The organism is Rhizobacter sp. P1_G5 (assembly GCF_056405435.1).
The window spans coordinates 1-20,838 of record NZ_JBFUCB010000039.1; the positions used below are offsets into that span (position 1 = coordinate 1).

The following is a 20,838-nucleotide window of genomic DNA, read 5'->3' on the forward strand; positions in this document are numbered from 1 at the left end:
GGCCGGTATTTGCCCGTGCCAGCAGGAATGACGGCCGCTGCCTACAATCGCCGCCTCTTCCGGAAGAACATGGCAGCCATCTCGTTCCAGCAGGTCAGCAAGACCTACCGCTCCAAGAGCGCGCACAACGAGGTGCGAGCCTTGTCCGAAGTCAGCATGGACATCGAGCCCGGCGAGTTCTTCGGGCTGCTCGGGCCCAACGGCGCCGGCAAGACCACGCTGATCAGCATCCTCGCCGGCCTGTCGCAGGCGTCCAGCGGGCGGGTGCTGGTGCATGGCCATGATGTCGTCACCGACTATGCCGCCGCGCGCCGCAGCCTGGGCATCGTGCCGCAGGAGCTGGTCTTCGACCCGTTCTTCACGGTGCGCGAGGCGCTGGTGATCCAGAGCGGCTACTTCGGCGTGCGCGGCAACGACGCCTGGATCGACGAGCTGCTGCACAACCTCGGTCTTGCCGACAAGGCGAACGCCAACATGCGCCAGCTGTCGGGCGGCATGAAGCGCCGCGTGCTGGTCGCGCAGGCGCTGGTGCACCGCCCGCCGGTGATCGTGCTCGACGAGCCGACCGCCGGTGTCGACGTCGAGCTGCGCCAGACGCTGTGGCACTTCATCGCGCGCCTCAACAAGGAAGGCCACACGGTGCTGCTGACCACCCACTACCTCGAAGAGGCCGAGGCGCTGTGCAACCGCATCGCGATGCTGAAGCAGGGCCGCGTGGTGGCGCTGGACCGCACGTCGGCGCTGCTGGCCGGCACCGCGAGCACGATGCTGCGCTTCAAGATGGATGCGCCGCTGCCGGCCTCGCTGGCCGCGCAGTCGCGCGTGACCGGGCGCATCGTGCAGATCAAGGCGCATGACGCGCACGAGGTCGAGACGGTGCTGGGCGTGCTGCGCGCCGCCGGCTGCCAGCCGGAAGACCTGGAGATCGGCCGCGCCGACCTGGAGGACGTGTTCCTCGACATCATGAACGGGCCGGCGGAGGTGAAATCATGAGCGCCACGCCTGGATTGCTGTCGGGCACGCGCACGCTGCTCTACAAGGAGGTGCTGCGTTTCTGGAAGGTCAGCTTCCAGACCGTCGCCGCGCCGGTGCTCACTGCGGTGCTGTACCTGCTGATCTTCGGCCACGCGCTCGAAGACCACGTCAAGGTCTACGGCACCGTCGGCTACACCGCGTTCCTGATCCCCGGCCTCGTGATGATGAGCRTGCTGCAGAACGCGTTCGCCAACAGCAGCTCGTCGCTGATCCAGAGCAAGATCACCGGCAACCTGGTGTTCCTGCTGGTCACGCCGCTCAGCCACTGGGCCTGGTTCCTGGCCTACGTGGGTGCGGCCATCGTGCGCGGGCTGGTGGTCGGGCTGGGCGTGCTGCTGGTCACGCTGTGGTTCGCGCCGCTGACGGTCGCGCAGCCGCTGTGGATCCTGGTGTTCGCGATCGCCGGGGCCGCGATGATGGGTGCGCTGGGGCTGGTGGCCGGCCTGTGGGCCGAGAAGTTCGACCAGATCGCCGCGTTCCAGAACTTCATCGTGATGCCGATGACCTTCCTGTCGGGGGTCTTCTACTCGGTGCACTCGCTGCCGCCGCTGTGGCTGAAGGTGAGCCACCTGAATCCGTTCTTCTACATGATCGACGGCTTCCGGCACGGTTTCTTCGGCGTCAGCGACGTGTCGCCGTGGACCAGCCTGGCAGTGGTGGCGGGCAGCCTGGCCGTCGTCTGCGGGCTGTGCCTGCACCTCTTGCGCATCGGCTACAAGATTCGCCACTGAACAACCCGGGTTGGCATCCGGGCTACCGGCCTGGGTGATAATCGCGGTCCTTATGGCCGACCCTACACCCGACGACGTCCAGCGCTTCATCGCGCAAGGGCTCGCCTGCGAGCACTTGCAGGTCGAGGGCGACGGTCGCCACTTCTTCGCCACCATCGTTTCGGCGGAGTTCGAGGGTGCCAGCCGCGTCGCGCGCCACCAGCGCGTCTACCAGGCCCTCGGCGATAGAATGCGCGAGCAAATCCACGCGCTGTCGATGAAGACCCTCACGCCCGCCGAGTGGGCCCACGCTGCCGAGCCCGCCTCGGCCCACCACCACCACTGAACCCAGCCGCAGTGTCCGCTGCGGCTGGCGGGCCTGCGGGTGCAGGTCATTCAGCCGTGTCGGGCCTGGGCGATCCAAGCCATGGACAAACTCCTCATCCGCGGTGGCCGCCAACTGAACGGCGAAGTCACGATCTCCGGGGCCAAGAACGCCGCGCTGCCCGAGCTGTGCGCCGCGCTGCTCACCGCCGAGCCGGTCACGCTGACCAACGTGCCGCGCCTGCAGGACGTGAGCACCACGCTGAAGCTGCTGCGCAACATGGGCGTCAGCGCCGAGCGCAGCGAATCCGCCCCCGACACCGTCGCGCTGAACGCCTCGGCCGTCACCTCGCCCGAAGCCCCCTACGACCTGGTCAAGACGATGCGCGCATCGATCCTGGTGCTGGGCCCGCTGCTGGCGCGCTTCGGCGAGGCCACCGTCTCGCTGCCCGGCGGCTGCGCGATCGGCTCGCGCCCGGTCGACCAGCACATCAAGGGCCTGCAGGCGATGGGCGCCGACATCGTCGTCGAGCACGGCTACATCATCGCGAAGACGAAACGCCTGCGTGGGGCCCGCATCACGACCGACATGGTCACCGTGACCGGCACCGAGAACCTGCTGATGGCCGCCACGCTGGCCGAGGGCGAGACGGTGCTCGAGAACGCCGCCCAGGAGCCGGAGATCCGCGACCTCGCCGAGATGCTGATCGCGATGGGCGCGAAGATCGAAGGCCACGGCGGCAGCAGGATCCGCATCCAGGGCGTCGAGCGGCTGGGGGGCGTGCAACACCGCATCGTCCCCGACCGCATCGAGACCGGCACCTTCCTGTGCGCGGTGGCCGCCACCGGCGGCGATGTCGTGCTGCGCCGCGCCCGTGCCGACCACCTCGACGCGGTGATCGACAAGCTGCGCGAGGCCGGCGTCACGATCGAATCCGGCGCCGACTGGATCCGCGTGAAGAACGCGAAGCGCCCGCGCGCGGTGAGCTTCCGCACCAGCGAGTACCCGGCCTTCCCGACCGACATGCAGGCGCAGTTCATGGCGCTGAACTGCATCGCCGAAGGGCCGGCCAAGGTCACCGAGACGATCTTCGAGAACCGCTTCATGCACGTCAACGAGCTGGTGCGGCTGGGCGCGAAGATCGAGGTCGACGGCCATACGGCGGTGATGAACGGCGTCGAGCGCCTGTCCGGTGCCACCGTGATGGCGACCGACCTGCGTGCCTCCGCCAGCCTCGTGATCGCCGGCCTGGTGGCCGACGGCGAGACGGTGGTCGACCGCATCTACCACCTGGACCGCGGCTACGACCAGATGGAAGCCAAGCTGCGCGGCATCGGCGCCGACATCGAAAGAGTCAAGTGATGCTGACGCTGGCACTGTCCAAGGGACGCATCTTCGACGAGACGCTGCCGCTGCTGAAGGCGGCCGGCATCGAGGTCACCGAAGACCCGGAGAAGTCGCGCAAGCTGATCCTCGGCACCAACCAGCCCGAGGTGCGGGTGGTGCTGGTGCGCGCGACCGACGTGCCGACCTACGTGCAGTACGGCGGCGCCGACCTCGGCGTGGCCGGCAAGGACATCCTGCTGGAGCACGGTGGCCAGGGCCTGTACCAGCCGCTCGACCTGCGCATCGCGAAGTGCCGCATGAGCGTCGCGGTGCGGGCCGATTTCGACTACGCCGCGGCCGTGAAGCAGGGCTCGCGCATCCGCGTCGCCACCAAGTACGTCGGCGTCGCGCGCGACCATTTCGCCGAGAAGGGCGTGCACGTCGACCTGATCAAGCTGTACGGCTCGATGGAGCTCGCGCCGCTGACCGGCTTGGCCGACGCGATCGTCGACCTGGTGTCCACCGGCAGCACGCTGAAGGCCAACCACCTGGTCGAGGTCGAGGAGATCATGCAGATCTCGTCGCGCCTGGTCGTGAACCAGGCGGCGCTGAAGCTCAAGCGCGAGCCCTTGCGCCGCATCATCGATGCATTTTCCACTGCCATAGAGTCCCGACCATGAGCGTGAAGATCCGCCAGCTCACCACCACCGCCGCCGGCTTCGAGGCCGATTTCCAGCGGGTGCTGCATTGGTCGGCGGAAACGGATCATGCGATCGAGGAGCGCGTCGCCGCCATCCTGGCCGACGTGCAGGCGCGCGGCGATGCGGCGGTGCTGGAGTACACGCAGCGCTTCGACGGGCTGACGGCTGCCTCGGTCGCGTCGCTCGAGATCACGCGCGACGAGCTGCAGGCCGCGCTGCAGGCGATCACGCCGGCACAGCGCACAGCGCTCGAAGCGGCGGCGCAGCGCGTGCGCAGCTACCACGAGCGCCAGCTCGACGCCTGCGGCCGCTCGTGGAGCTACCGCGACGAAGACGGCACGCTGCTCGGCCAGAAGGTCACGCCGCTCGACCGCGTCGGCATCTACGTGCCGGGCGGCAAGGCGGCCTACCCGTCCAGCGTGCTGATGAACGCGGTGCCGGCGAAGGTGGCGGGTGTCGGCGAGATCGTGATGGTGGTACCGACCCCGAAGGGCGAGCGCAACGCGATGGTGCTGGCTGCCGCCGCGATCGCCGGCGTCGACCGCGCGTTCACGCTCGGTGGCGCGCAGGCCGTGGCCGCGCTGGCGTACGGCACCGCCACCGTGCCGGCCGTCGACAAGATCACCGGCCCGGGCAACGCCTACGTCGCGAGCGCCAAGCGGCGCGTGTTCGGCAAGGTGGGCATCGACATGATCGCCGGGCCGAGCGAGATCCTGGTGCTGGCCGACGGCAGCACGCCGCCCGACTGGGTCGCGATGGACCTCTTCAGCCAGGCCGAGCACGACGAGCTCGCGCAAAGCATCCTGCTGTGCCCCGATGCGGCCTACATCGCGTGCGTCGCCGAGGCCATCGATCGCCTGCTGCCCGGCCTGCCGCGCCGCGACGTGATCCGTGCGTCGCTCGAAGGCCGCGGCGCGCTGATCCACACCCGCAGCATGGAAGAGGCCTGCGAGATCAGCAACCGCATCGCGCCGGAACACCTGGAGGTCAGCTCGGCCGAGCCGGCGCGCTGGGAGCCGCTGCTGCGCCATGCCGGTGCGATCTTCCTCGGCGCGTTCACCAGCGAGAGCCTGGGCGACTACTGCGCCGGGCCGAACCACGTGCTGCCGACCTCGGGCACCGCCCGCTTCTCGTCGCCGCTGGGGGTCTACGACTTCCAGAAGCGATCGAGCCTGATCGAGGTCAGCGAGGCCGGCGCGCAGGTGCTGGGGCCGATCGCCGCTGAACTCGCGTACGGCGAAGGCCTGCAGGCGCACGCCCGGGCCGCCGAACTTCGACTGAAAGGGAACAGGGCATGAGCGCCGCGCTGGAACAACGCATGAAACGGGTGATCCGCCAGGACATCCAGTCGATGCATGGCTACGCGGTGCAGCCGTCGGCCGGGCTGGTCAAGCTCGACACGATGGAGAACCCGTTCCCGCTGCCGCCCGCCTTGCGCGAGGCCTTGGGCCGGCGCCTGGCCGACGTGGCGCTGAATCGCTACCCGGCCGAGCGCGGCGACCTGTTGCGCGCGAAGCTCGCCGCGCACGCCGGCATGCCGGACGACTGCGACATCATGCTGGGCAACGGCTCCGACGAGCTGATCTCGCTGCTGGCGCTGGCCTGCGACGTGCCGGGCAACAGCGTGCTGGCGCCGCTGCCGGGCTTCGTGATGTACGCGATGTCGGCCAAGCTGCAGGGCCTGCCGTTCATCGGCGTGCCGACCACGGCCGATTTCGAGCTCGACCTGCCGGCGATGCTGGCCGCGGTGCGCGAGCACCAACCGGCGCTGGTCTACATCGCCTACCCGAACAACCCGACCGCGAACCTCTGGGACGATGCGGCGATCGACGCGATCATCGAGGCCGCACCCGGGCTGGTCGTGATCGACGAGGCCTACCAGCCGTTCGCCGCACGCGACTCGATGGCGCGCCTGAAGCGCCACGAACACGTGCTGCTGATGCGCACGATGAGCAAGTTCGGCCTGGCCGGCGTGCGCATCGGCTACCTGATCGGGCGCAAGCCGCTGATTGCCGAGGTCGACAAGCTGCGCCCGCCGTTCAACATCAGCGTGCTGAACTGCGAGGCGGCGCTGTTCGCGCTGGAGCATGTCGACGAGTACGCGCGCCAGGCAGCGATCATCCGCAGCGAGCGCGACAAGCTGCTGGCCGCGTTGCGCGATCTGCCGGGCGTGAAGCCGTTCCCGAGCGAGGCCAACATGATCCTGGCCCGGGTGGCCGATTCGGCCGCCGCGTTCGCCGGCATGAAGGCGCGCGGCGTGCTCGTGAAGAACGTCGCCGGCCTGCACCCGCTGCTGGCCAACTGCCTGCGCCTGACGGTGGGCACGCCGGACGAGAACGTGAAGATGCTGCAAGCCCTGAAGGAAAGCCTGTGATGAGCACCGTGGAACGCAAGGCGGAGGTGGTCCGCAACACCAACGAGACGCAGATCCGCGTCAGCCTGAACCTCGACGGCACCGGCGTCGCGAAATTCCACACCGGCATCGGCTTCTTCGACCACATGCTCGACCAGATCGCCCGCCACGGGCTGATCGACCTCGACATCGACGCCCAGGGCGACCTGCACATCGATGGCCACCACACGGTGGAAGACGTCGGCATCACGCTCGGCCAGGCGATGGCCAAGGCGGTGGGCGACAAGAAGGGGCTGCGGCGCTATGGCCATGCCTACGTGCCGCTCGACGAAGCGCTGTCGCGCGTGGTGATCGACTTCTCCGGCCGGCCGGGGCTGCACATGCGGGTCGACTTCAAGAGCGGCATGATCGGCGCGCTCGACACGCAGCTGGTCTACGAGTTCTTCCAGGGCTTCTCGAACCACGCCGGCGTCACGCTGCACATCGACAACCTGCACGGCGAGAACGCGCACCACCAGTGCGAGACGATCTTCAAGGCGTTCGCGCGGGCGCTGCGGATGGCGCTGGAGATCGATCCGCGCGCGGCCGGCGTGATTCCGTCGACCAAGGGGAGCCTCTAAGTGGCACGCACCGTCGCCGTCGTCGACTACGGCATGGGCAACCTGCGCTCGGTGTCGCAGGCGGTGATGCACGTGGCACGCGGGGAAGGGGTCGACGTGATCGTCACCTCGAAGCCCGACGAGGTGTACGCCGCCGAGCGCATCGTGCTGCCCGGCCAGGGCGCGATGCCCGATTGCATGCGCGAGCTGCGCGACTCCGGCCTGCAGGAGGCCGTGCTGCACGCCGCGGCCCACAAGCCGCTGATGGGCGTGTGCGTCGGCATGCAGATGCTGCTGTCGACCAGCGAGGAAGGCCCGACCGACGGGCTCGGGCTGATCCCCGGCGCGGTGCGGCGTTTCCGGCTTGCCGGGCAGCTGCAACCCGACGGCAGCCGGTTCAAGGTGCCGCAGATGGGCTGGAACCAGGTCTGGCAGCGCGCGCAGCCGCAGGTGCACCCGATCTGGGCGGGCGTGCCCGACGGCTCGTACTACTACTTCGTCCACAGCTTCTACGCGCAACCGGCCGATCCGGCCGACAGCGCAGGTGAAACCGATTACGGCGTTCGCTTTACCTGCGCGCTGGCTCGGGATAACATTTTCGCCACGCAGTTCCACCCCGAGAAAAGTGCCGAGCACGGGCTTGCCCTGTACCGCAACTTCCTGCATTGGACTCCCTGATCGCTCGTTCGCGCTTGCCAGCGTCATCCTTGCGACCTTCTCGGCTTGTTCGCTCACCTCTCCCCACCCCACTGATTCGGCCATGCTGCTGATCCCCGCCATCGACCTGAAAGACGGTCACTGTGTCCGCCTGAAGCAGGGCGACATGAACGACTCCACCATCTTCAGCGAGGATCCGGCCGCGATGGCGCGACGATGGGTCAATGCGGGTGCGCGGCGCCTGCACCTGGTCGACCTGAACGGTGCCTTCGCCGGCAAGCCGGTCAACGAGGCGGCGATCAAGGCCATCCTGGCCGAGGTCGGCGACGACATCCCGGTGCAGCTGGGTGGCGGRATCCGCGACCTCGACACCATCGAGCGCTACCTCGACGACGGGCTCAGCTTCGTGATCATCGGCACCGCCGCGGTCAAGAGCCCTGGCTTCCTGAAGGACGCCTGCAGCGCGTTCGGCGGCCACATCATCGTCGGGCTGGACGCGAAGGACGGCAAGGTCGCGACCGACGGCTGGAGCAAGCTGACCGGCCACGAGGTGATCGACCTCGCGAAGAAGTTCGAGGACTACGGCGTCGAAGGCGTGATCTACACCGACATCGGCCGCGACGGCATGCTCAACGGCATCAACATCGACGCGACGGTGAAGCTGGCGCAGGCGCTGTCGATCCCGGTGATCGCGTCGGGCGGGCTGTCCGACCTGGCCGACATCGAGCGGCTGTGCGCGATCGAGGAGCAGGGCGTCGAAGGCGTGATCTGCGGCCGGGCGATCTACACCGGCAACCTCGATTTCGCGGTGGCGCAGAAGCGCGCCGACGAATTGAACGGCAACTGAGCGGCAACTGAGCCGAAACTGAGCGGACCCTGATGCTGGCCAAGCGAATCATCCCCTGCCTCGACGTCACCGGCGGGCGGGTCGTCAAGGGCGTCAACTTCGTCGAGCTGCGCGATGCCGGCGATCCGGTCGAGATCGCCGCCCGCTACAACGAGCAGGGCGCCGACGAGATCACCTTCCTCGACATCACCGCCACCAGCGACGGCCGCGGTCTGCTGCTGCACATGATCGAAGCGGTGGCCTCGCAGGTCTTCATCCCGCTGACGGTGGGCGGCGGCGTGCGCACGGTGGACGATGTCCGCACGCTGCTGAACGCCGGCGCCGACAAGGTCAGCTTCAACTCGGCCGCGGTCGCCAACCCGCAGGTGATCCGCGATGCGTCGGCCAAGTACGGTGCGCAGTGCATCGTGGTGGCGATCGACGCCAAGTCGCGCGAGGACGGCCAGCCCGGCTGGCAGGTCTACACCCATGGCGGGCGCCGCAACACCGGGATCGATGCGGTCGAATGGGCGCGCACGATGGCCGAGCAGGGTGCCGGCGAGATCYTGCTGACCAGCATGGACCGCGACGGCACGCGCATCGGCTTCAACCTGCCGCTCACGCGGGCGGTCAGCGATGCGGTCGACGTGCCSGTGATCGCCTCSGGCGGCGTCGGCACSCTSGAGCAYCTGGYCGAMGGCATMCAGMMSGGCGGYGCCGAYGCGGTGCTGGCCGCCAGCATCTTCCAYTACGGGCAGCACACGGTCGGTGAAGCGAAGGCCTTGATGGCCGCGCGCGGGATCCCGGTTCGGCTGTGAGCACGGTGAAATCGGGCCCGCCGCGCGAAGTGCGCGTGATCGGCGGCAAATGGAAGCGCAGCAAGCTGCCGGTGGCCGACGCCCCGGGCCTGCGGCCCACGCCCGACCGGGTGCGCGAGACGCTGTTCAACTGGCTGGGCCAGTCGCTGGACGGCTGGCGCTGCCTCGATGCCTACGCCGGCAGCGGTGCGCTGGGGTTCGAGGCCGCGTCGCGCGGTGCGGCCGAGGTGACGCTGGTCGAGCGCGACAGCCGGCTGGCCCGCGGGCTGCGCGAGGTGCAGGCCCGGCTGAAGGCCGAACAGGTGCGCATCGAGGCCGCCGACGCGCTGGCCTGGATGGCGCGCAGCGCGCCGGGCCGCTTCGAGCTGGTCTTCATCGACCCGCCGTTCGATGCCGAGGTGTTCCTGCCGGCGCTGAAGGCCGCGGCGCCGCTGGTGGTCGACGGCGGTTTCGTCTACCTGGAGGCCGACCGGGCCTTCGGCGACGCGGAGCTGGCGCCGTTCGGCCTCGTGCTGCACCGCCAGGGCCGTGCCGGCGCGGTGCACTTTCATTTGCTGCGGCGCAGCTACACTGCGCCGCAAACGCCTGTGTGAGCCTGTGAGCCCGATCCGAAGGAGCCTGTCTTGACCTCTGTGACCCGCCTCACCGCCGTCTACCCCGGCACCTTCGACCCGATGACGCTCGGGCATGAAGACCTGATGCGGCGCGCGGCGCGCCTGTTCGAGCGGCTGATCGTCGCGGTGGCCGCCGGCCACCACAAGCGCACGATGTTCACGCTCGACGAGCGGCTCGAGATCGCGCAGGAGCTGGCCGCCAAGCATCCGAACATCGAGGTGATCGCGTTCCGCGGCCTGCTGCGCGACTTCGTGGTCTCGCATGGCGGCAAGGTGGTGGTGCGCGGGCTGCGCGCCGTCAGCGACTTCGAGTACGAGTTCCAGATGGCCGGCATGAACCGCCAGCTGATGCCCGACGTGGAGACGGTGTTCCTGACGCCCAGCGACCACTACCAGTTCGTTTCCGGTACTTTCGTGCGCGAGATTGCCACCTTGGGCGGTGATGTCTCGAAGTTCGTGTCACCCTCCGTCCTCAACCGACTCCAGCAGCGCGTCAAACCCGACGCCTGAGCTCTCGCGGGACCCGTGCCATGGCCTTGATGATCACCGACGACTGCATCAACTGCGATGTGTGCGAGCCCGAGTGCCCGAACCAGGCGATCTCGATGGGCGCGGAGTACTACGTGATCGACCCGGGCAAGTGCACCGAATGCGTCGGCCACTTCAACGAGCCGCAGTGCGTGCAGGTCTGCCCGGTCGCCTGCATTCCGGTCAACCCGGCGCATGTCGAGACGCAGGAAAGCCTGTGGGAGAAGTACCGGCGGCTGCAGGCGCAGGCTACCGGTTGATGGTCACCTGATCACTTCGCCGGCTTGCCCTTGGCGGCGGGCACGACGATCCGCACCTCGTCGTCGCCCTGACGGTCCCTGGCCGACTTTCCCTTCGTCGACTTGCTCGTCTTGCCTTTGGTGGGCTTCGCCTTCGGTGCCGACGCGGCATGCGAGACGGGTGCGAGGTTCATCGCACTCGACGGCCGGACGGCCGCTTCGCGCGCCAGCCGGTCCTGCTCCATCTTCGAGCCGGTCTCGGCCTGCTTGCGGGCCGCCGCCTCGGACTCGGCGCGCTGCTGCGCGGTGCGGCCATCACGGGCATCGACGGCCTCGCCATCGGCGCACGGCAGCTGCGAGTAGACGTTGCGGTCGGGGCCGCAGCGGTAGACCGTCGGCCCGGCCACCGCACTCGTGCCCGACATCAACCACGACACGGCCCACAGCGTCGCGGTCAGCCGCGGCTTCATTCGGCTTTCTCCACCGGCATGCCAGGGGCATCGGGCGCCGCGGGCCGCGGCGGCTTCGGGCGCGGGGGCTTGGCGTTCAGCTTCATCGTCGCGCGTTCCATCTCGCCGGCGGCGATCAGGTCGAGCACGGTCATCGTCTTCGCGATCGTGTCCTCGATCGCGACACGCGCCTCGGGCTTCGGCTTGCGCAGCACGTAGTCGATGACCTCGGCCTTCACGCCCGGGTGGCCGATGCCCAGCCGCAGCCGCCAGTAGTCGGCGGTGCCGAGTTGCGCATGGATGTCACGCAGCCCGTTGTGGCCGGCGTGGCCGCCGCCGCGCTTGAACTTGGCCTGGCCGGGCATCAGGTCGAGCTCGTCGTGCGCGACGAGGATCTCCTGCGGCTCGATCTTGAAGAAGCGGGCCAGCGCCGCGACCGACTTGCCCGACAGGTTCATGTAGGTCTGCGGCTCCAGCAGCCACAGCGGCCCGTCGGGGCGGTTCACCCGCGCGACCAGGCCAAAGTAGCTGCGCTCGGGCGTGAGCGAGGCCTTCCATTCGCGCGCGACCGCATCGATCCACCAGAAACCGGCGTTGTGGTTGGTCGCTTCGTATTCCGGCCCGGGGTTGCCGAGGCCCACCATCAGTCGAATCATCCGCGGATTATCGGCTGGGGCCCCGGCGGGCCGGACCGGTACAGATTTACTTCACGAGCGGAGCCACGCCGTTCGCAAACGGCCAGCCCTGCGTCTCGTCGGTGCCGATCTCCCAGTCGAACGCGCCGCGGATCGTCGGGTGGTTGGCCTTCACCTGGTTCCAGGTGTCGATCGCCTGCTGGCGCGTCATGTAGTTGGTGACGCCGGCATTGATGCCGAAGCCGACGACCACGTGCTCGGCGCCCAGCAGCCCGACCCATTCCTTGATGCTGTTGACCACGTAGGCCGGGTCGGCCAGGTTCGGGCCGTCGTAGTACTGCGGCGCGCAGTAATCGATCGCACCGGCGTCCACCATCGACTTGCAGAACACCTTGTCGACCGAGTTCCACGGCGCCGGCGGCGCGCTGATGACGAAGCCCGGGAACTGGCGCTTCAGCTCCAGGCTGATCCAGATCATCTCGTTGGTGTCGGGTGCCTGGCTGCCCTCGAAGGTGTTCCAGTCCATGCCGTCGAGGCCGCCGAGCTGGTTGGCGATCCCGACCACGCTGTTGACGAAGGTCTGCGACTTCGTGCGGTTCGGGAAGCTCATGCCGTTGCCGGCACCGCCGACCGACAGGATGATCTTGCGGCCCTGCGTCGTGCGGGCGTACTGGATGTCGGCCTTCAGGTTGGTCGCGGCGCCGCGGCCGTCGCCGGGGGCGCTCCAGGTGACCGCGCCGGTCGTGCCGGGCGAGCCGCCGACCGGACGCGCGGCAAACAGGTAGACGAGGTTGTAGTTCGCCGGCAGGTCGCGGATGCGCAGCGGCGACGGCTTCCAGTCGGGGTAGTAACCGCCGGCGACCTTGGCCGGCAGGCCGCCCGGGTTCCCGTTGTTGCCGCCGTCGCAGGGGGTCGGCTGCCAGTACCAGGTGCTGATCGTCGGGTTGGTCGCGTCGCTGCCGTTCGCGGTGACGTTGACGAGCTTGTAGTAGTTGCCGTTCGGCACGTAGCGCACGATCGTGCCCACGGTGCGGTAGACCGTGCCCTCGACCCAGTCGACGGCGCCGCAGCTCGCGGTCTGCGTGAGCTTGTACGACGACACGAAGTCGTTGAAGCCCAGCGGCACCAGGTTGGCGTTGTCGGCGGCGAGCTTCAGCGAGCGGCCGCCGTAGTTCGAATGCTCGAACAGCTCGACCTGGTAGCCGCTGCGCAGCTTGACCGACGACGCGCGGTCGTTCCAGGCGCTGCCGATCCAGCTGCTGCCGGTGCCGCTGCATGTCGACGCGCCCTGGTAGTTGACGTGCTCATAGAAGCACACCGCGTCGGCGTCGGCCGCCTGCGCGGCGGGGGCAAACGCGGCGCCGAGCGCCAGCAGCGCGGCCCAGCCGGCGCGCCGCCATGAATGGGTGATGGAACTCGACATGCCTTGCTCCCCGGGTTGGTGATGGGGCTGCACGGTAAGGCCACCGGCTCTCGCAAGACGTATCTCAAACGTGACGGCTGAAACCGCTTTCAAATGTGACGCGTACGGTAGAAATGAAAGCGAAGCTTTGCTGAAAGCAAAAAGCCCCGCCAAGGCGGGGCTTCGTGCGGGCAGCAGGCCGAAGGTCTCAGCCTCGGTTCTGCTTCTCGCTCTTCTTGGCCTTGGTCGGGGCGGCGGCCACCGGGGCCACCACCACCGGAGCGGCTTCTTCCTCGACCGGCACCGAGGTCGAGGCGATGACCGGGTTCGGCTTGCCCTGGGTGACGACCTTGATGCCGTCGGCCAGCTTCAGGTCGCTGACATGCAGCGACTGGCCCTTGACCAGCGTGGCCAGGTCGACCGTCAGGAACTCGGGCAGTTGCGAAGCCAGGCACTGGATCTTCAGTTCGGTGGCGACGTGGTTCACCAGGCAACCGTCGGCCTTGACGGCCGGCGAGTTTTCTTCGTTGATGAAGTGCAGCGGCACCTTCTTGACGATCTTGGTGGTGGCATCGACGCGTTGGAAGTCGATGTGCAGCACGATCTGGCGGAAGGGGTGCATCTGGTAGTCACGCAGCAGCACCTGTTCGGTCTTGCCGGCCAGTTCCATCTCGAGGATCGACGAGTGGAAGGCTTCCTTCTTCAACGCATGGAACAGCGCGTTGTGATCGAGTTCGATCATCGAAGGGGTGCCGGCGCCATAGACGATGCCGGGAACTTTTTCAGCCAAGCGCAGGCGGCGGCTCGCTCCGGTCCCCTGCAGCTTGCGCTCGAATGCGACGAATTTCATGTTGACTCCAAAAGATTGGAAGACACCCGCGACCAGGTGTCTCGAATGGGGCCTTGCAGCCCCGCGAACTCGACCGGCACCGAAGCGCCGGTCGTCGTCTGCGGATCAGAAATTGCTGTTCTGTTCCGCGAACAAGGAGGTCACCGATTCACCGTCGGAGATCCGGCGGATGGTTTCGGCGAACAGGAATGCCACCGACAGCGGACGCACCTTCGAGCAGGTCTTGCCCTCGTCGCTGAGCGGGATGGTGTTGGTGATGACGACTTCGTCGAGCTGCGAGCCCTTGATGCGCTCGATCGCCGGGCCGGAGAACACCGCGTGCGTGCAATACGCATAGACGTTCTTCGCGCCGCGCTCCTTCAGCACCTCGGCCGCCTTCACCAGCGTGCCGGCGGTGTCGATCATGTCGTCCATGATCACGCAGTTGCGGCCGTCGATGTCGCCGATCACGTGCATGACCTCGGAGACGTTGGCCTTCGGGCGGCGCTTGTCGATGATGGCCAGGTCGCAGCCGAGCTGCTTGGCCAGCGCCCGGGCGCGCACCACGCCGCCGACGTCCGGCGACACGACCACGAGGTCTTGATAGCGCTTGCTCTGCAGGTCGGACAGCAGCACCGGCGACGCGTAGATGTTGTCGACCGGGATGTTGAAGAAGCCCTGGATCTGGTCGGCGTGCAGGTCCATCGTCAGCAGGCGCTCGACGCCGACGGCCTCGAGCATGTTGGCGACGACCTTGGCGCTGATCGGCACGCGCGTCGAGCGCGGGCGGCGGTCTTGCCGCGCATAGCCGAAGTAGGGGATCACGGCCGTCACGCGGCGGGCCGAGGCGCGCTTCAGTGCATCGACCATGATGCACAGCTCCATCAGGTTCTCGTTCGTCGGCGCGCAGGTCGGCTGGACGATGAAGATGTCGCGGGCGCGGACGTTCTGCTGGATCTCGATGGCGACTTCACCGTCGGAGAAGCGGCCGACCGAAGCCTTGCCGAGTTCGATGCCGAGATGCGATGCGATCTCCTGCGCGAGGGCGGGATTGGCATTGCCGGTGAACAGCACGGTGTTGAAAAGCACGTTTCCTCCGTCGACGCTCTTGCGGGGTGCGTTGCGGGGTGTGTCGAGGGGCGCATTCATGGTCCAGCGCACCCACCCTTCCGTTTCAGCCCCGCGTGCGCTGGTGTGAGCACCGGGAAACAAGACACATCAAAGAATTTGGCAGGGGAGGAAGGACTCGAACCCTCGCATGTCGGAATCAAAATCCGATGCCTTAACCAACTTGGCGACTCCCCTACACCGGTCGACCGCGATCATCGGATCGCGACCCACCTTCAACTTGTCTCAGTCAGCGCACCAGCCCTGCAAGGGATGCTGCACCAGACTCCGGCACATCCGACCCACCCAACCCGACGGCAGGTCCGTCGGCATTGTCGCCGTGGGCAGATCGTCTACGCCAGCCCTGGAAAACACCGCGCTGCCGGAGCCCGTCATGCGGCTGTTGCCGAAGCGGGCCTCGAGCAGACGGGCGGCTTGCGCCACTTCGGAGCACTGGTTCTCGGCAGGCGGCTGCAAATCGTTGCGACCGAACCCTTCGAGAAGACTTTGCATACCGCCGTCCTCAAGGAAGCCTGCGACTATAGCAGCTTCTGTGTTGCGAACCAACAGGGGGCTGAGAAAGATGCCACGGGTTTCGATGCTCGCGGCCGGTTTGACGACCGCCAGCCATTGTGCGGGCAGCTCCAGCGGGGTCAGTTTCTCGCCGATGCCCTCGACCCAGGCGCTGCCCTTTCCAGAGTTCGCCAGGAAGAACGGCACGTCGGCCCCCAGCGTCAGGCCGAGCGCCATCAGCTTCTCGCGTGGCCAGTCGAGCTGCCACAGCCGGTTCAGCGCGAGCAGCGTGCTGGCCGCGTCCGAGCTGCCGCCGCCCATGCCGGCGCCCCACGGCACCTGCTTGTCGATCGAGATGTCGGCGCCGAGCGAGGTGCCCGATGCCGCCTGCAGGGCACGCGCCGCGCGCAGGCACAGGTCGTCGGCCGGCAGCGCAGCCGTCAAGTCATGGCGGGCGAGCCGGCCATCGCGGCGCAGTTCGAAGTGCAGCGTGTCGGCCCAGTCAATCAGCACGAAGACCGATTGCAGCAGGTGGTAGCCGTCGGCGCGCCGGCCGACGATGTGCAGGAACAGGTTCAGCTTGGCCGGCGCGGCCACGTCGTACAAGGCGGTCAGGCTCATCGGGCGGGAAGCGGTGTCAGGGGCGGTCGATGCGGGCGCGCACGACGACGGCGGGCGCCTGCGCGCGTTGCGCGCGTTGGGCGATTACCCAGCCTTCGTCGAAGCGGGCCAGGTTCACGTCCCAGCCCAGTTGCTGGAAGCCGGCGTCGGCCGGCGGCACGGCCGGGCGGCTCGGCGCGCCGGCCCAGGCGCGGCCGCGCAGCCAGTCGAACAGCGCGACGATCGGCAGGCTCTCGCCGAGCATGTCCTGCGTCAGCGAATCGAGGTCGGGGTAGGCGCGCTGTTCGCCGCCGGTGGTCAGCAGCGCCTGGCGTCCGGACCACCGGGCCTGCGCGATCGTCGTGCCGAGCGGCGTCGACAGGTCGAGCCGGCCGTCCTGCGGCGTGCCCTGCAGCTCGAAGCTGGCGCTGACCGAGCGCGCCGCGGTCGACGGCGTCGCATCGACCTTCACCGACATCCGCCCCGACAGCGTCTCGGGCGAGGYGGTYGGCGTGACCGGCTGCAGCGTCGCGCAGCCAGCCAGCATCACGCCGGCCAGCAGCGCTGCCAGGGTGCCCAGCTTCACAGGTCGACCCGCAGCCGCGCGAGCGTCTCTTTCAGCACGTCGTTCGCGTTGTCGCGCGTGCGCGCATCGCGCAGCACCTTGCGGGCCTCGTCGCGCTGGCCGCTGATCCACAGCACCTCGCCCAGGTGGGCGGCGATCTCGACATCCGGGCGCGAGCGGTAGGCTTGCTGCAGCAGGCGCAGCGCTTCGCTGCGGTTGCCCAGCCGGTACTCGACCCAGCCCAGGCTGTCGGTGATGAACGGCTCGCCCGGCGCGAGGTCGAGTGCCTTGCGGATCAGGTCGCGCGCCTCGGGCAGGCGCTGGTTGCGCTCGGCGAGCGAGTAGCCCAGTGCGTTGTACGCGTGGTGGTGATCGGGCTTCAGCTCGATGACGCGGCGCAGCAGGCGCTCCATCTCGTCCATGCGATTCAGCTTCTCGGCCATCATCGACTGCTCGTACAGCAGGTCGGGATCGTTCGGGAAGCGCTGGTTCGCCTTGGCCAGCACCGTGTTCGCCTCGTTCCATTGCTTCACGTCGCGCAGGATCTGCGCCTCGGCGAGCAGCTTGGAGCGCGCATCCTCGGTCGTCTTCTCGGGGGCGCGGCGGATCAGCTCGCGCGCGTCCTTGACCTTGCCCTGGCGCGCCAGCAGCGACGCGCGCCGGGTCTGCACCTCGAGCGCACGCTGCGGGCTGTCGACCTTCTTCAGCCAGGCTTCGGCGCCGGCATAGTCGCGCTGCTGCTCGGCCGCCTGCGACAGCAGCAGGTAGGCCTGCACCAGCCCCTGGTCGGCGGTCGGCGGGGCTTCGTCATCGTCATCGTCGCCGCCCGGCACCACCGGCGCCGGCGCTGGCGCCAGGCTGCCGCTGCCGGCGCGCTGCACGTACTGCATCAGCGCGGCCTGGGCTTCCTTCGGGTGGCGCAGTTCCAGGTGCAGCGCGCCGAGCGTGAGCCACGGCGTCGGCAGCTGCGGCTCGGCGCGCGTCACCGCTTCGAGCTGCGGCACCGCATCGGCATAGCGCTGCGCCGAATTCAGCACGCGGGCGTACAGCAGGCGGAACGAGCTGCTCTTCGGCTGGGCCTCGAGGTAGTCGGCGATCAGCGGCTCGACCGGTTGCCCGGCCGTCAGCAGCTCCAACGCCAGCAGGGCCGGGCCTTCGGCGTCGCGGTCCAGCGCGTGGGCTTGCTGCGCGAGCTCGAAGGCGCGCTTCGCATCGCCCGTCGCGAGCCAGGCGCGGCCGATCGCGACGCGTGCCGCGGCGCGCGTCTCGGGCGCCGCGAGCGACGGTTCGAGCCAGGTCTGCAGCTGGGTGGCGGTCTGGGTCTTGTCGGGCGCGCGGGCAAACAGCCGCGGCAGCGAGGCGATCAACGCGCCACGCTCGGCGACCGGCGTCGCGGCGAGCATCGCGCGGATCGGCTCCTCCGTCTCGGCCTGCCGGTTCAGCGCGATCAGCAACCGCACCTGGTAGCCCATCGCCTCGACCGAATCGGGGATCGCGCTGCGCCAGGCCTGTGCGGCCGCCAGCGCCTGGTCGCCGGCACGCGCCTGCAGCGCGACCTCGGTGGCGCGGCGGAACAGCTCGGCGTCGCGCGTCTTGCGGGCTGCGTCGAGCAGCACCTGGTAGGCGGTGCCGACCTCGCCGGCGCGCAGCTCCATCTCGCCGATCAGCAACTGGTAGAAGAGCGGCGCGTCGATCGACGAGTTCTCGAAGGGCTCGGGCGGCACGCCGCTGGCGGCGTCGGAGGCCGGCGCGGGCAACGCGTTTTCAGCCTGGGCCAGCCGGTGGGCCTGGGCGCCGGTCATCAGTGCCAGCGCACAGGCCACCGCGAGCGCCGTGCGCGCTGCGTGGGGAACGAGGGAAAGGGCCGGCATGCAATGCTCCTGAAACCGTGGACGATTCTAGGGTCTCGCGAATGTCCACGGAGAAGGGGCACAAGCCCCCGAAGCCGGTCCGACCCGGGTGCGTCGTGATAATTCCCTCCATGCCAGAACTTCCGGAAGTCGAGGTCACCCGACAGAGCTTTGCCGAGCGCATCGCCGGTGCCCGCGTGACCGCCGTGCGCCTGGGCAAGCCGCTGCGCTGGCCGCTCGGCCACGAGCCGGCGGCCCTTGTCGGACAGCGCGTCGGCGACGCGACCCGCCGAGGTAAATATTTGTGGCTGCCGTTGTCGGCCGATGTCGGCGCGGCCGGCTCGGGCGCGCTGTCGGGTGGCCTGCTGATGCACCTGGGCATGTCGGGCTCGCTCGCCTTCAGCGACGCGCCCGGGCCGGCCGGCGCCCACGACCACTTCGACCTCGCCACCACGCGCGGCACGCTGCGCCTGACCGATCCACGGCGCTTCGGGGCGGTGGTGTGGTCCGAGGCGCTCGACGGCGGGGCGGCCGGCAAGCTGATCGCCGGCCTCGGGCTCGAGCCCTTCGATCCGGCCTTCACCGGCACCTACCTGCATGCGGCGCTGCAGCGGCGGCGCGTCGCGATCAAGCAGGCGCTGCTCGGCGGCGACATCGTCGTCGGTGCCGGCAACATCTATGYGTGCGAGGCGCTGTTCGCCGCCGGCATCAACCCGCGGCTGCGCAGCGACCGGCTGAGCCGCCCGCGCGCCGAGCGGCTGGCCGCCGCGGTGCGCGAGACGCTGGCCCGCGCGCTCGCCCTGGGCGGCTCGACGCTGCGCGACTTCCGCGATGCGCACGGCATGGCCGGCGCGTTCCAGCAGCACGCCGGCGTCTACGGCCGCGAGGGCGAGCCGTGCACCGTCTGCGCCACGCCGATCCGCCGCATCGTGCAGGGCCAGCGGTCGACCTTCTTCTGCCCGCACTGTCAACGCTGAGCTGTCAACGCCAAGGCCCGGCCTCAATCCCCAAGGAATCGACACTTCGCGCGGGTGGCGGGTGTCGAGATGTTTCGAGGGGAGGGTGCCCGACAGCCTTGCGCTACCATGAATATGCGCCGCGCCTCTTTCCTGCGCCCGCACCTCCATGTCAACTTCCTTTGCTAGYAGCGTCGACGAGCTGGGCCAGTGGCGACAGTCGATCGGGAAACGGCTCGRCGAGTTCGGCCGCTTCCTGACCGACAACGACCTGGCCGACCCCGCAGCCAGCGAAGCGCTGGACGCGCTGCGTCGCAACCTGGTGGGCGAGAAGCTCGTGGTGGCCTTCGTCGCCGAGTTCTCGCGCGGCAAATCCGAGCTGATCAACGCGATCTTCTTCTCCGACACCGGCCGCCGCGTGCTGCCGGCCACGCCGGGGCGCACCACGATGTGCCCGGTGGAACTGGGCTACGAGGCCGGCGAGGCGCCGGCGCTCGCGCTGCTGCCGATCGCGACCCGCCTCGAAGGCCTGTCGCTCGCCGAATTGCGCGGCCAGCCGAAGGCCTGGGGCCACATCCCGCTCGACATCCACTCGCCCGACCAGTTGACCGAGGCCTTGCGCGAGGTGATGCGCACGCAGTGGGTGTCGGTCGACGATGCGCGTGCGCTCGGCTTCTGGAGCGACGACAACGCCGAGGACAACCCGCCGACGAACGATGCCGGCGAGGTCGAGGTGCCGGCCTGGCGCCACGCGATGATCAACTACCCGCACCCGCTGCTGCAGCGCGGCCTGGTGGTGCTGGACACGCCGGGGCTGAACGCGATCGGCGCCGAGCCCGAGCTGACGCTGAGCCTGCTGCCGGCCGCGCATGCGATCGTCTTCATCCTCGGTGCCGACACCGGCGTCACCAAGTCCGACATGACGATCTGGCGCGACCACCTGGGCTCGCCGTCGAGCTCGGCCTTCGTCGTGCTGAACAAGATCGATGCGCTGCAGGATCCGCTCGCCACCGTCGAGCGCGTGCAGGAGCAGATCGAGCAGCAGCGCCAGTCGACTGCGCGCACGCTCGATGTCGCGAGCGAACGGGTGTTCCCGCTGTCGGCGCGCCAGGCCCTGGCTTCGCGCATCGACGGCGATGCGGCGGGCCTTGCGCAGAGCCGCCTGCCGTTCCTCGAGGAAGCGCTCGGCGCCCAGCTGCTG

At 68.8% G+C, this 20,838-nt stretch carries 24 protein-coding genes and 1 tRNA gene; 16 read left to right on the forward strand and 9 right to left on the reverse strand.

Translation table 11 applies throughout. From position 1 onward, the window contains the following. Window positions 1–69 precede the first annotated feature (69 nt). From AC1D12_RS04910 to AC1D12_RS04975, 14 genes are all read left to right on the forward strand, one after another. Complete coding sequence (locus AC1D12_RS04910) at window positions 70–993, forward strand: ABC transporter ATP-binding protein (protein ID WP_465114844.1); 924 nt, start codon at window positions 70–72, stop codon at window positions 991–993. Next, window positions 990–1,766 (forward strand): ABC transporter permease, encoded by a 777-nt coding sequence (locus AC1D12_RS04915; RefSeq protein ID WP_477839136.1) that lies wholly within the window; start codon window positions 990–992, stop codon window positions 1,764–1,766. The genes AC1D12_RS04910 and AC1D12_RS04915 overlap by 4 nt, the downstream gene beginning before the upstream one ends. A 52-nt stretch (window positions 1,767–1,818) precedes the next feature. Then, entirely contained in the window at window positions 1,819–2,091 is a 273-nt protein-coding gene (locus tag AC1D12_RS04920; RefSeq protein ID WP_477839138.1) for a BolA family protein, read from the forward strand. Window positions 2,092–2,172: 81 nt separating this feature from the next. Continuing rightward, window positions 2,173–3,432, forward strand: coding sequence for a UDP-N-acetylglucosamine 1-carboxyvinyltransferase (gene murA, locus AC1D12_RS04925; protein ID WP_477826410.1), 1,260 nt, complete (start codon window positions 2,173–2,175; stop codon window positions 3,430–3,432). Beyond that, window positions 3,432–4,076, forward strand: coding sequence for an ATP phosphoribosyltransferase (gene hisG, locus AC1D12_RS04930; protein ID WP_047506435.1), 645 nt, complete (start codon window positions 3,432–3,434; stop codon window positions 4,074–4,076). The genes murA and hisG overlap by 1 nt, the downstream gene beginning before the upstream one ends. Beyond that, the gene (hisD, locus tag AC1D12_RS04935; protein ID WP_477839140.1) at window positions 4,073–5,395 is read left to right on the forward strand and encodes a histidinol dehydrogenase; all 1,323 of its coding nucleotides are present in this window, start codon (window positions 4,073–4,075) and stop codon (window positions 5,393–5,395) included. Before hisG ends, hisD begins: the two co-directional genes overlap by 4 nt. Then, window positions 5,392–6,471: a histidinol-phosphate transaminase gene (gene hisC, locus AC1D12_RS04940; RefSeq protein WP_477826749.1), complete on the forward strand. Its 1,080-nt coding sequence runs from the start codon at window positions 5,392–5,394 to the stop codon at window positions 6,469–6,471. The genes hisD and hisC overlap by 4 nt, the downstream gene beginning before the upstream one ends. Beyond that, window positions 6,471–7,070: an imidazoleglycerol-phosphate dehydratase HisB gene (gene hisB / locus AC1D12_RS04945; RefSeq protein WP_047506441.1), complete on the forward strand. Its 600-nt coding sequence runs from the start codon at window positions 6,471–6,473 to the stop codon at window positions 7,068–7,070. Before hisC ends, hisB begins: the two co-directional genes overlap by 1 nt. Continuing rightward, entirely contained in the window at window positions 7,071–7,727 is a 657-nt protein-coding gene (gene hisH / locus AC1D12_RS04950) for an imidazole glycerol phosphate synthase subunit HisH (RefSeq protein WP_465114853.1), read from the forward strand. It abuts the gene before it with no gap. A gap of 82 nt (window positions 7,728–7,809) precedes the next feature. Beyond that, complete coding sequence (gene hisA, locus AC1D12_RS04955; RefSeq protein WP_047506447.1) at window positions 7,810–8,553, forward strand: 1-(5-phosphoribosyl)-5-[(5-phosphoribosylamino)methylideneamino]imidazole-4-carboxamide isomerase; 744 nt, start codon at window positions 7,810–7,812, stop codon at window positions 8,551–8,553. Between the two features lie 32 nt (window positions 8,554–8,585). Continuing rightward, the gene (gene hisF, locus AC1D12_RS04960) at window positions 8,586–9,350 is read left to right on the forward strand and encodes an imidazole glycerol phosphate synthase subunit HisF (RefSeq protein ID WP_477839142.1); all 765 of its coding nucleotides are present in this window, start codon (window positions 8,586–8,588) and stop codon (window positions 9,348–9,350) included. Beyond that, the gene (rsmD, locus tag AC1D12_RS04965; RefSeq protein ID WP_477826747.1) at window positions 9,347–9,943 is read left to right on the forward strand and encodes a 16S rRNA (guanine(966)-N(2))-methyltransferase RsmD; all 597 of its coding nucleotides are present in this window, start codon (window positions 9,347–9,349) and stop codon (window positions 9,941–9,943) included. Before hisF ends, rsmD begins: the two co-directional genes overlap by 4 nt. A 30-nt stretch (window positions 9,944–9,973) precedes the next feature. Then, entirely contained in the window at window positions 9,974–10,474 is a 501-nt protein-coding gene (gene coaD / locus AC1D12_RS04970) for a pantetheine-phosphate adenylyltransferase (protein WP_047506454.1), read from the forward strand. A gap of 20 nt (window positions 10,475–10,494) precedes the next feature. Next, a complete protein-coding gene (locus AC1D12_RS04975; RefSeq protein ID WP_477839144.1) occupies window positions 10,495–10,752 on the forward strand; it encodes a YfhL family 4Fe-4S dicluster ferredoxin in 258 nt (85 codons plus the stop codon). Window positions 10,753–10,763: 11 nt separating this feature from the next. Here the strand turns inward: AC1D12_RS04975 and AC1D12_RS04980 are convergent, their stop codons facing one another. The 9 genes from AC1D12_RS04980 to AC1D12_RS05020 all read right to left on the reverse strand — a co-directional run bounded on the left by AC1D12_RS04980 (window position 10,764) and on the right by AC1D12_RS05020 (window position 18,702). Then, complete coding sequence (locus AC1D12_RS04980) at window positions 10,764–11,201, reverse strand: hypothetical protein (protein ID WP_477839146.1); 438 nt, start codon at window positions 11,199–11,201, stop codon at window positions 10,764–10,766. Then, window positions 11,198–11,836 carry an aminoacyl-tRNA hydrolase gene (gene pth / locus AC1D12_RS04985; protein ID WP_477827461.1) on the reverse strand — a complete coding sequence of 213 codons (639 nt, stop codon included), beginning with the start codon at window positions 11,834–11,836 and terminating at the stop codon, window positions 11,198–11,200. Before pth ends, AC1D12_RS04980 begins: the two co-directional genes overlap by 4 nt. A gap of 46 nt (window positions 11,837–11,882) precedes the next feature. After that, on the reverse strand, window positions 11,883–13,238 hold the full coding sequence (locus AC1D12_RS04990) for a peptidase inhibitor family I36 protein (RefSeq protein ID WP_477839148.1): 1,356 nt from the start codon (window positions 13,236–13,238) through the stop codon (window positions 11,883–11,885). Window positions 13,239–13,425: 187 nt separating this feature from the next. Then, window positions 13,426–14,067 (reverse strand): 50S ribosomal protein L25/general stress protein Ctc, encoded by a 642-nt coding sequence (locus AC1D12_RS04995; RefSeq protein ID WP_047506460.1) that lies wholly within the window; start codon window positions 14,065–14,067, stop codon window positions 13,426–13,428. A 105-nt stretch (window positions 14,068–14,172) separates the two neighbouring features. Then, window positions 14,173–15,135, reverse strand: a complete 963-nt coding sequence (locus AC1D12_RS05000) for a ribose-phosphate pyrophosphokinase (RefSeq protein WP_047506675.1) — start codon at window positions 15,133–15,135, stop codon at window positions 14,173–14,175. Window positions 15,136–15,274: 139 nt separating this feature from the next. Beyond that, window positions 15,275–15,351: transfer RNA gene (locus tag AC1D12_RS05005), tRNA-Gln, on the reverse strand. A gap of 48 nt (window positions 15,352–15,399) precedes the next feature. After that, complete coding sequence (gene ispE, locus AC1D12_RS05010; RefSeq protein ID WP_477839151.1) at window positions 15,400–16,287, reverse strand: 4-(cytidine 5'-diphospho)-2-C-methyl-D-erythritol kinase; 888 nt, start codon at window positions 16,285–16,287, stop codon at window positions 15,400–15,402. 16 nt (window positions 16,288–16,303) lie between these two features. Continuing rightward, the gene (locus AC1D12_RS05015; protein WP_477839153.1) at window positions 16,304–16,852 is read right to left on the reverse strand and encodes a lipoprotein insertase outer membrane protein LolB; all 549 of its coding nucleotides are present in this window, start codon (window positions 16,850–16,852) and stop codon (window positions 16,304–16,306) included. Continuing rightward, window positions 16,849–18,702, reverse strand: coding sequence for a tetratricopeptide repeat protein (locus AC1D12_RS05020; RefSeq protein WP_477839155.1), 1,854 nt, complete (start codon window positions 18,700–18,702; stop codon window positions 16,849–16,851). Before AC1D12_RS05020 ends, AC1D12_RS05015 begins: the two co-directional genes overlap by 4 nt. A gap of 110 nt (window positions 18,703–18,812) precedes the next feature. On the opposite strand from AC1D12_RS05020, the gene mutM reads away from it, so the two are divergent. Together mutM and AC1D12_RS05030 are read left to right on the forward strand one after the other, a co-directional pair. Further along, the gene (gene mutM / locus AC1D12_RS05025) at window positions 18,813–19,658 is read left to right on the forward strand and encodes a bifunctional DNA-formamidopyrimidine glycosylase/DNA-(apurinic or apyrimidinic site) lyase (RefSeq protein ID WP_477839157.1); all 846 of its coding nucleotides are present in this window, start codon (window positions 18,813–18,815) and stop codon (window positions 19,656–19,658) included. A 148-nt stretch (window positions 19,659–19,806) separates the two neighbouring features. Continuing rightward, on the forward strand, window positions 19,807–20,838 hold a 1,032-nt coding region (locus AC1D12_RS05030; RefSeq protein ID WP_477839159.1), incomplete at its 3' end, for a dynamin family protein.

What these genes read in the sequence shown, in the direction of transcription:
- AC1D12_RS04910 (WP_465114844.1), top strand. Translation starts at nt 70, where the DNA reads ATGGCAGCCATCTCGTTCCAGCAGGTCAGCAAGACCTACCGCTCCAAG.
- AC1D12_RS04920 (WP_477839138.1), top strand. Translation starts at nt 1,819, where the DNA reads ATGGCCGACCCTACACCCGACGACGTCCAGCGCTTCATCGCGCAAGGG.
- murA (WP_477826410.1), top strand. Translation starts at nt 2,173, where the DNA reads ATGGACAAACTCCTCATCCGCGGTGGCCGCCAACTGAACGGCGAAGTC.
- hisG (WP_047506435.1), top strand. Translation starts at nt 3,432, where the DNA reads ATGCTGACGCTGGCACTGTCCAAGGGACGCATCTTCGACGAGACGCTG.
- hisD (WP_477839140.1), top strand. Translation starts at nt 4,073, where the DNA reads ATGAGCGTGAAGATCCGCCAGCTCACCACCACCGCCGCCGGCTTCGAG.
- hisC (WP_477826749.1), top strand. Translation starts at nt 5,392, where the DNA reads ATGAGCGCCGCGCTGGAACAACGCATGAAACGGGTGATCCGCCAGGAC.
- hisB (WP_047506441.1), top strand. Translation starts at nt 6,471, where the DNA reads ATGAGCACCGTGGAACGCAAGGCGGAGGTGGTCCGCAACACCAACGAG.
- AC1D12_RS04975 (WP_477839144.1), top strand. Translation starts at nt 10,495, where the DNA reads ATGGCCTTGATGATCACCGACGACTGCATCAACTGCGATGTGTGCGAG.
- AC1D12_RS04980 (WP_477839146.1), bottom strand. Translation starts at nt 11,201, where the DNA reads ATGAAGCCGCGGCTGACCGCGACGCTGTGGGCCGTGTCGTGGTTGATG.
- pth (WP_477827461.1), bottom strand. Translation starts at nt 11,836, where the DNA reads ATGATTCGACTGATGGTGGGCCTCGGCAACCCCGGGCCGGAATACGAA.
- AC1D12_RS04990 (WP_477839148.1), bottom strand. Translation starts at nt 13,238, where the DNA reads ATGTCGAGTTCCATCACCCATTCATGGCGGCGCGCCGGCTGGGCCGCG.
- AC1D12_RS04995 (WP_047506460.1), bottom strand. Translation starts at nt 14,067, where the DNA reads ATGAAATTCGTCGCATTCGAGCGCAAGCTGCAGGGGACCGGAGCGAGC.
- ispE (WP_477839151.1), bottom strand. Translation starts at nt 16,287, where the DNA reads ATGAGCCTGACCGCCTTGTACGACGTGGCCGCGCCGGCCAAGCTGAAC.
- AC1D12_RS05020 (WP_477839155.1), bottom strand. Translation starts at nt 18,702, where the DNA reads ATGCCGGCCCTTTCCCTCGTTCCCCACGCAGCGCGCACGGCGCTCGCG.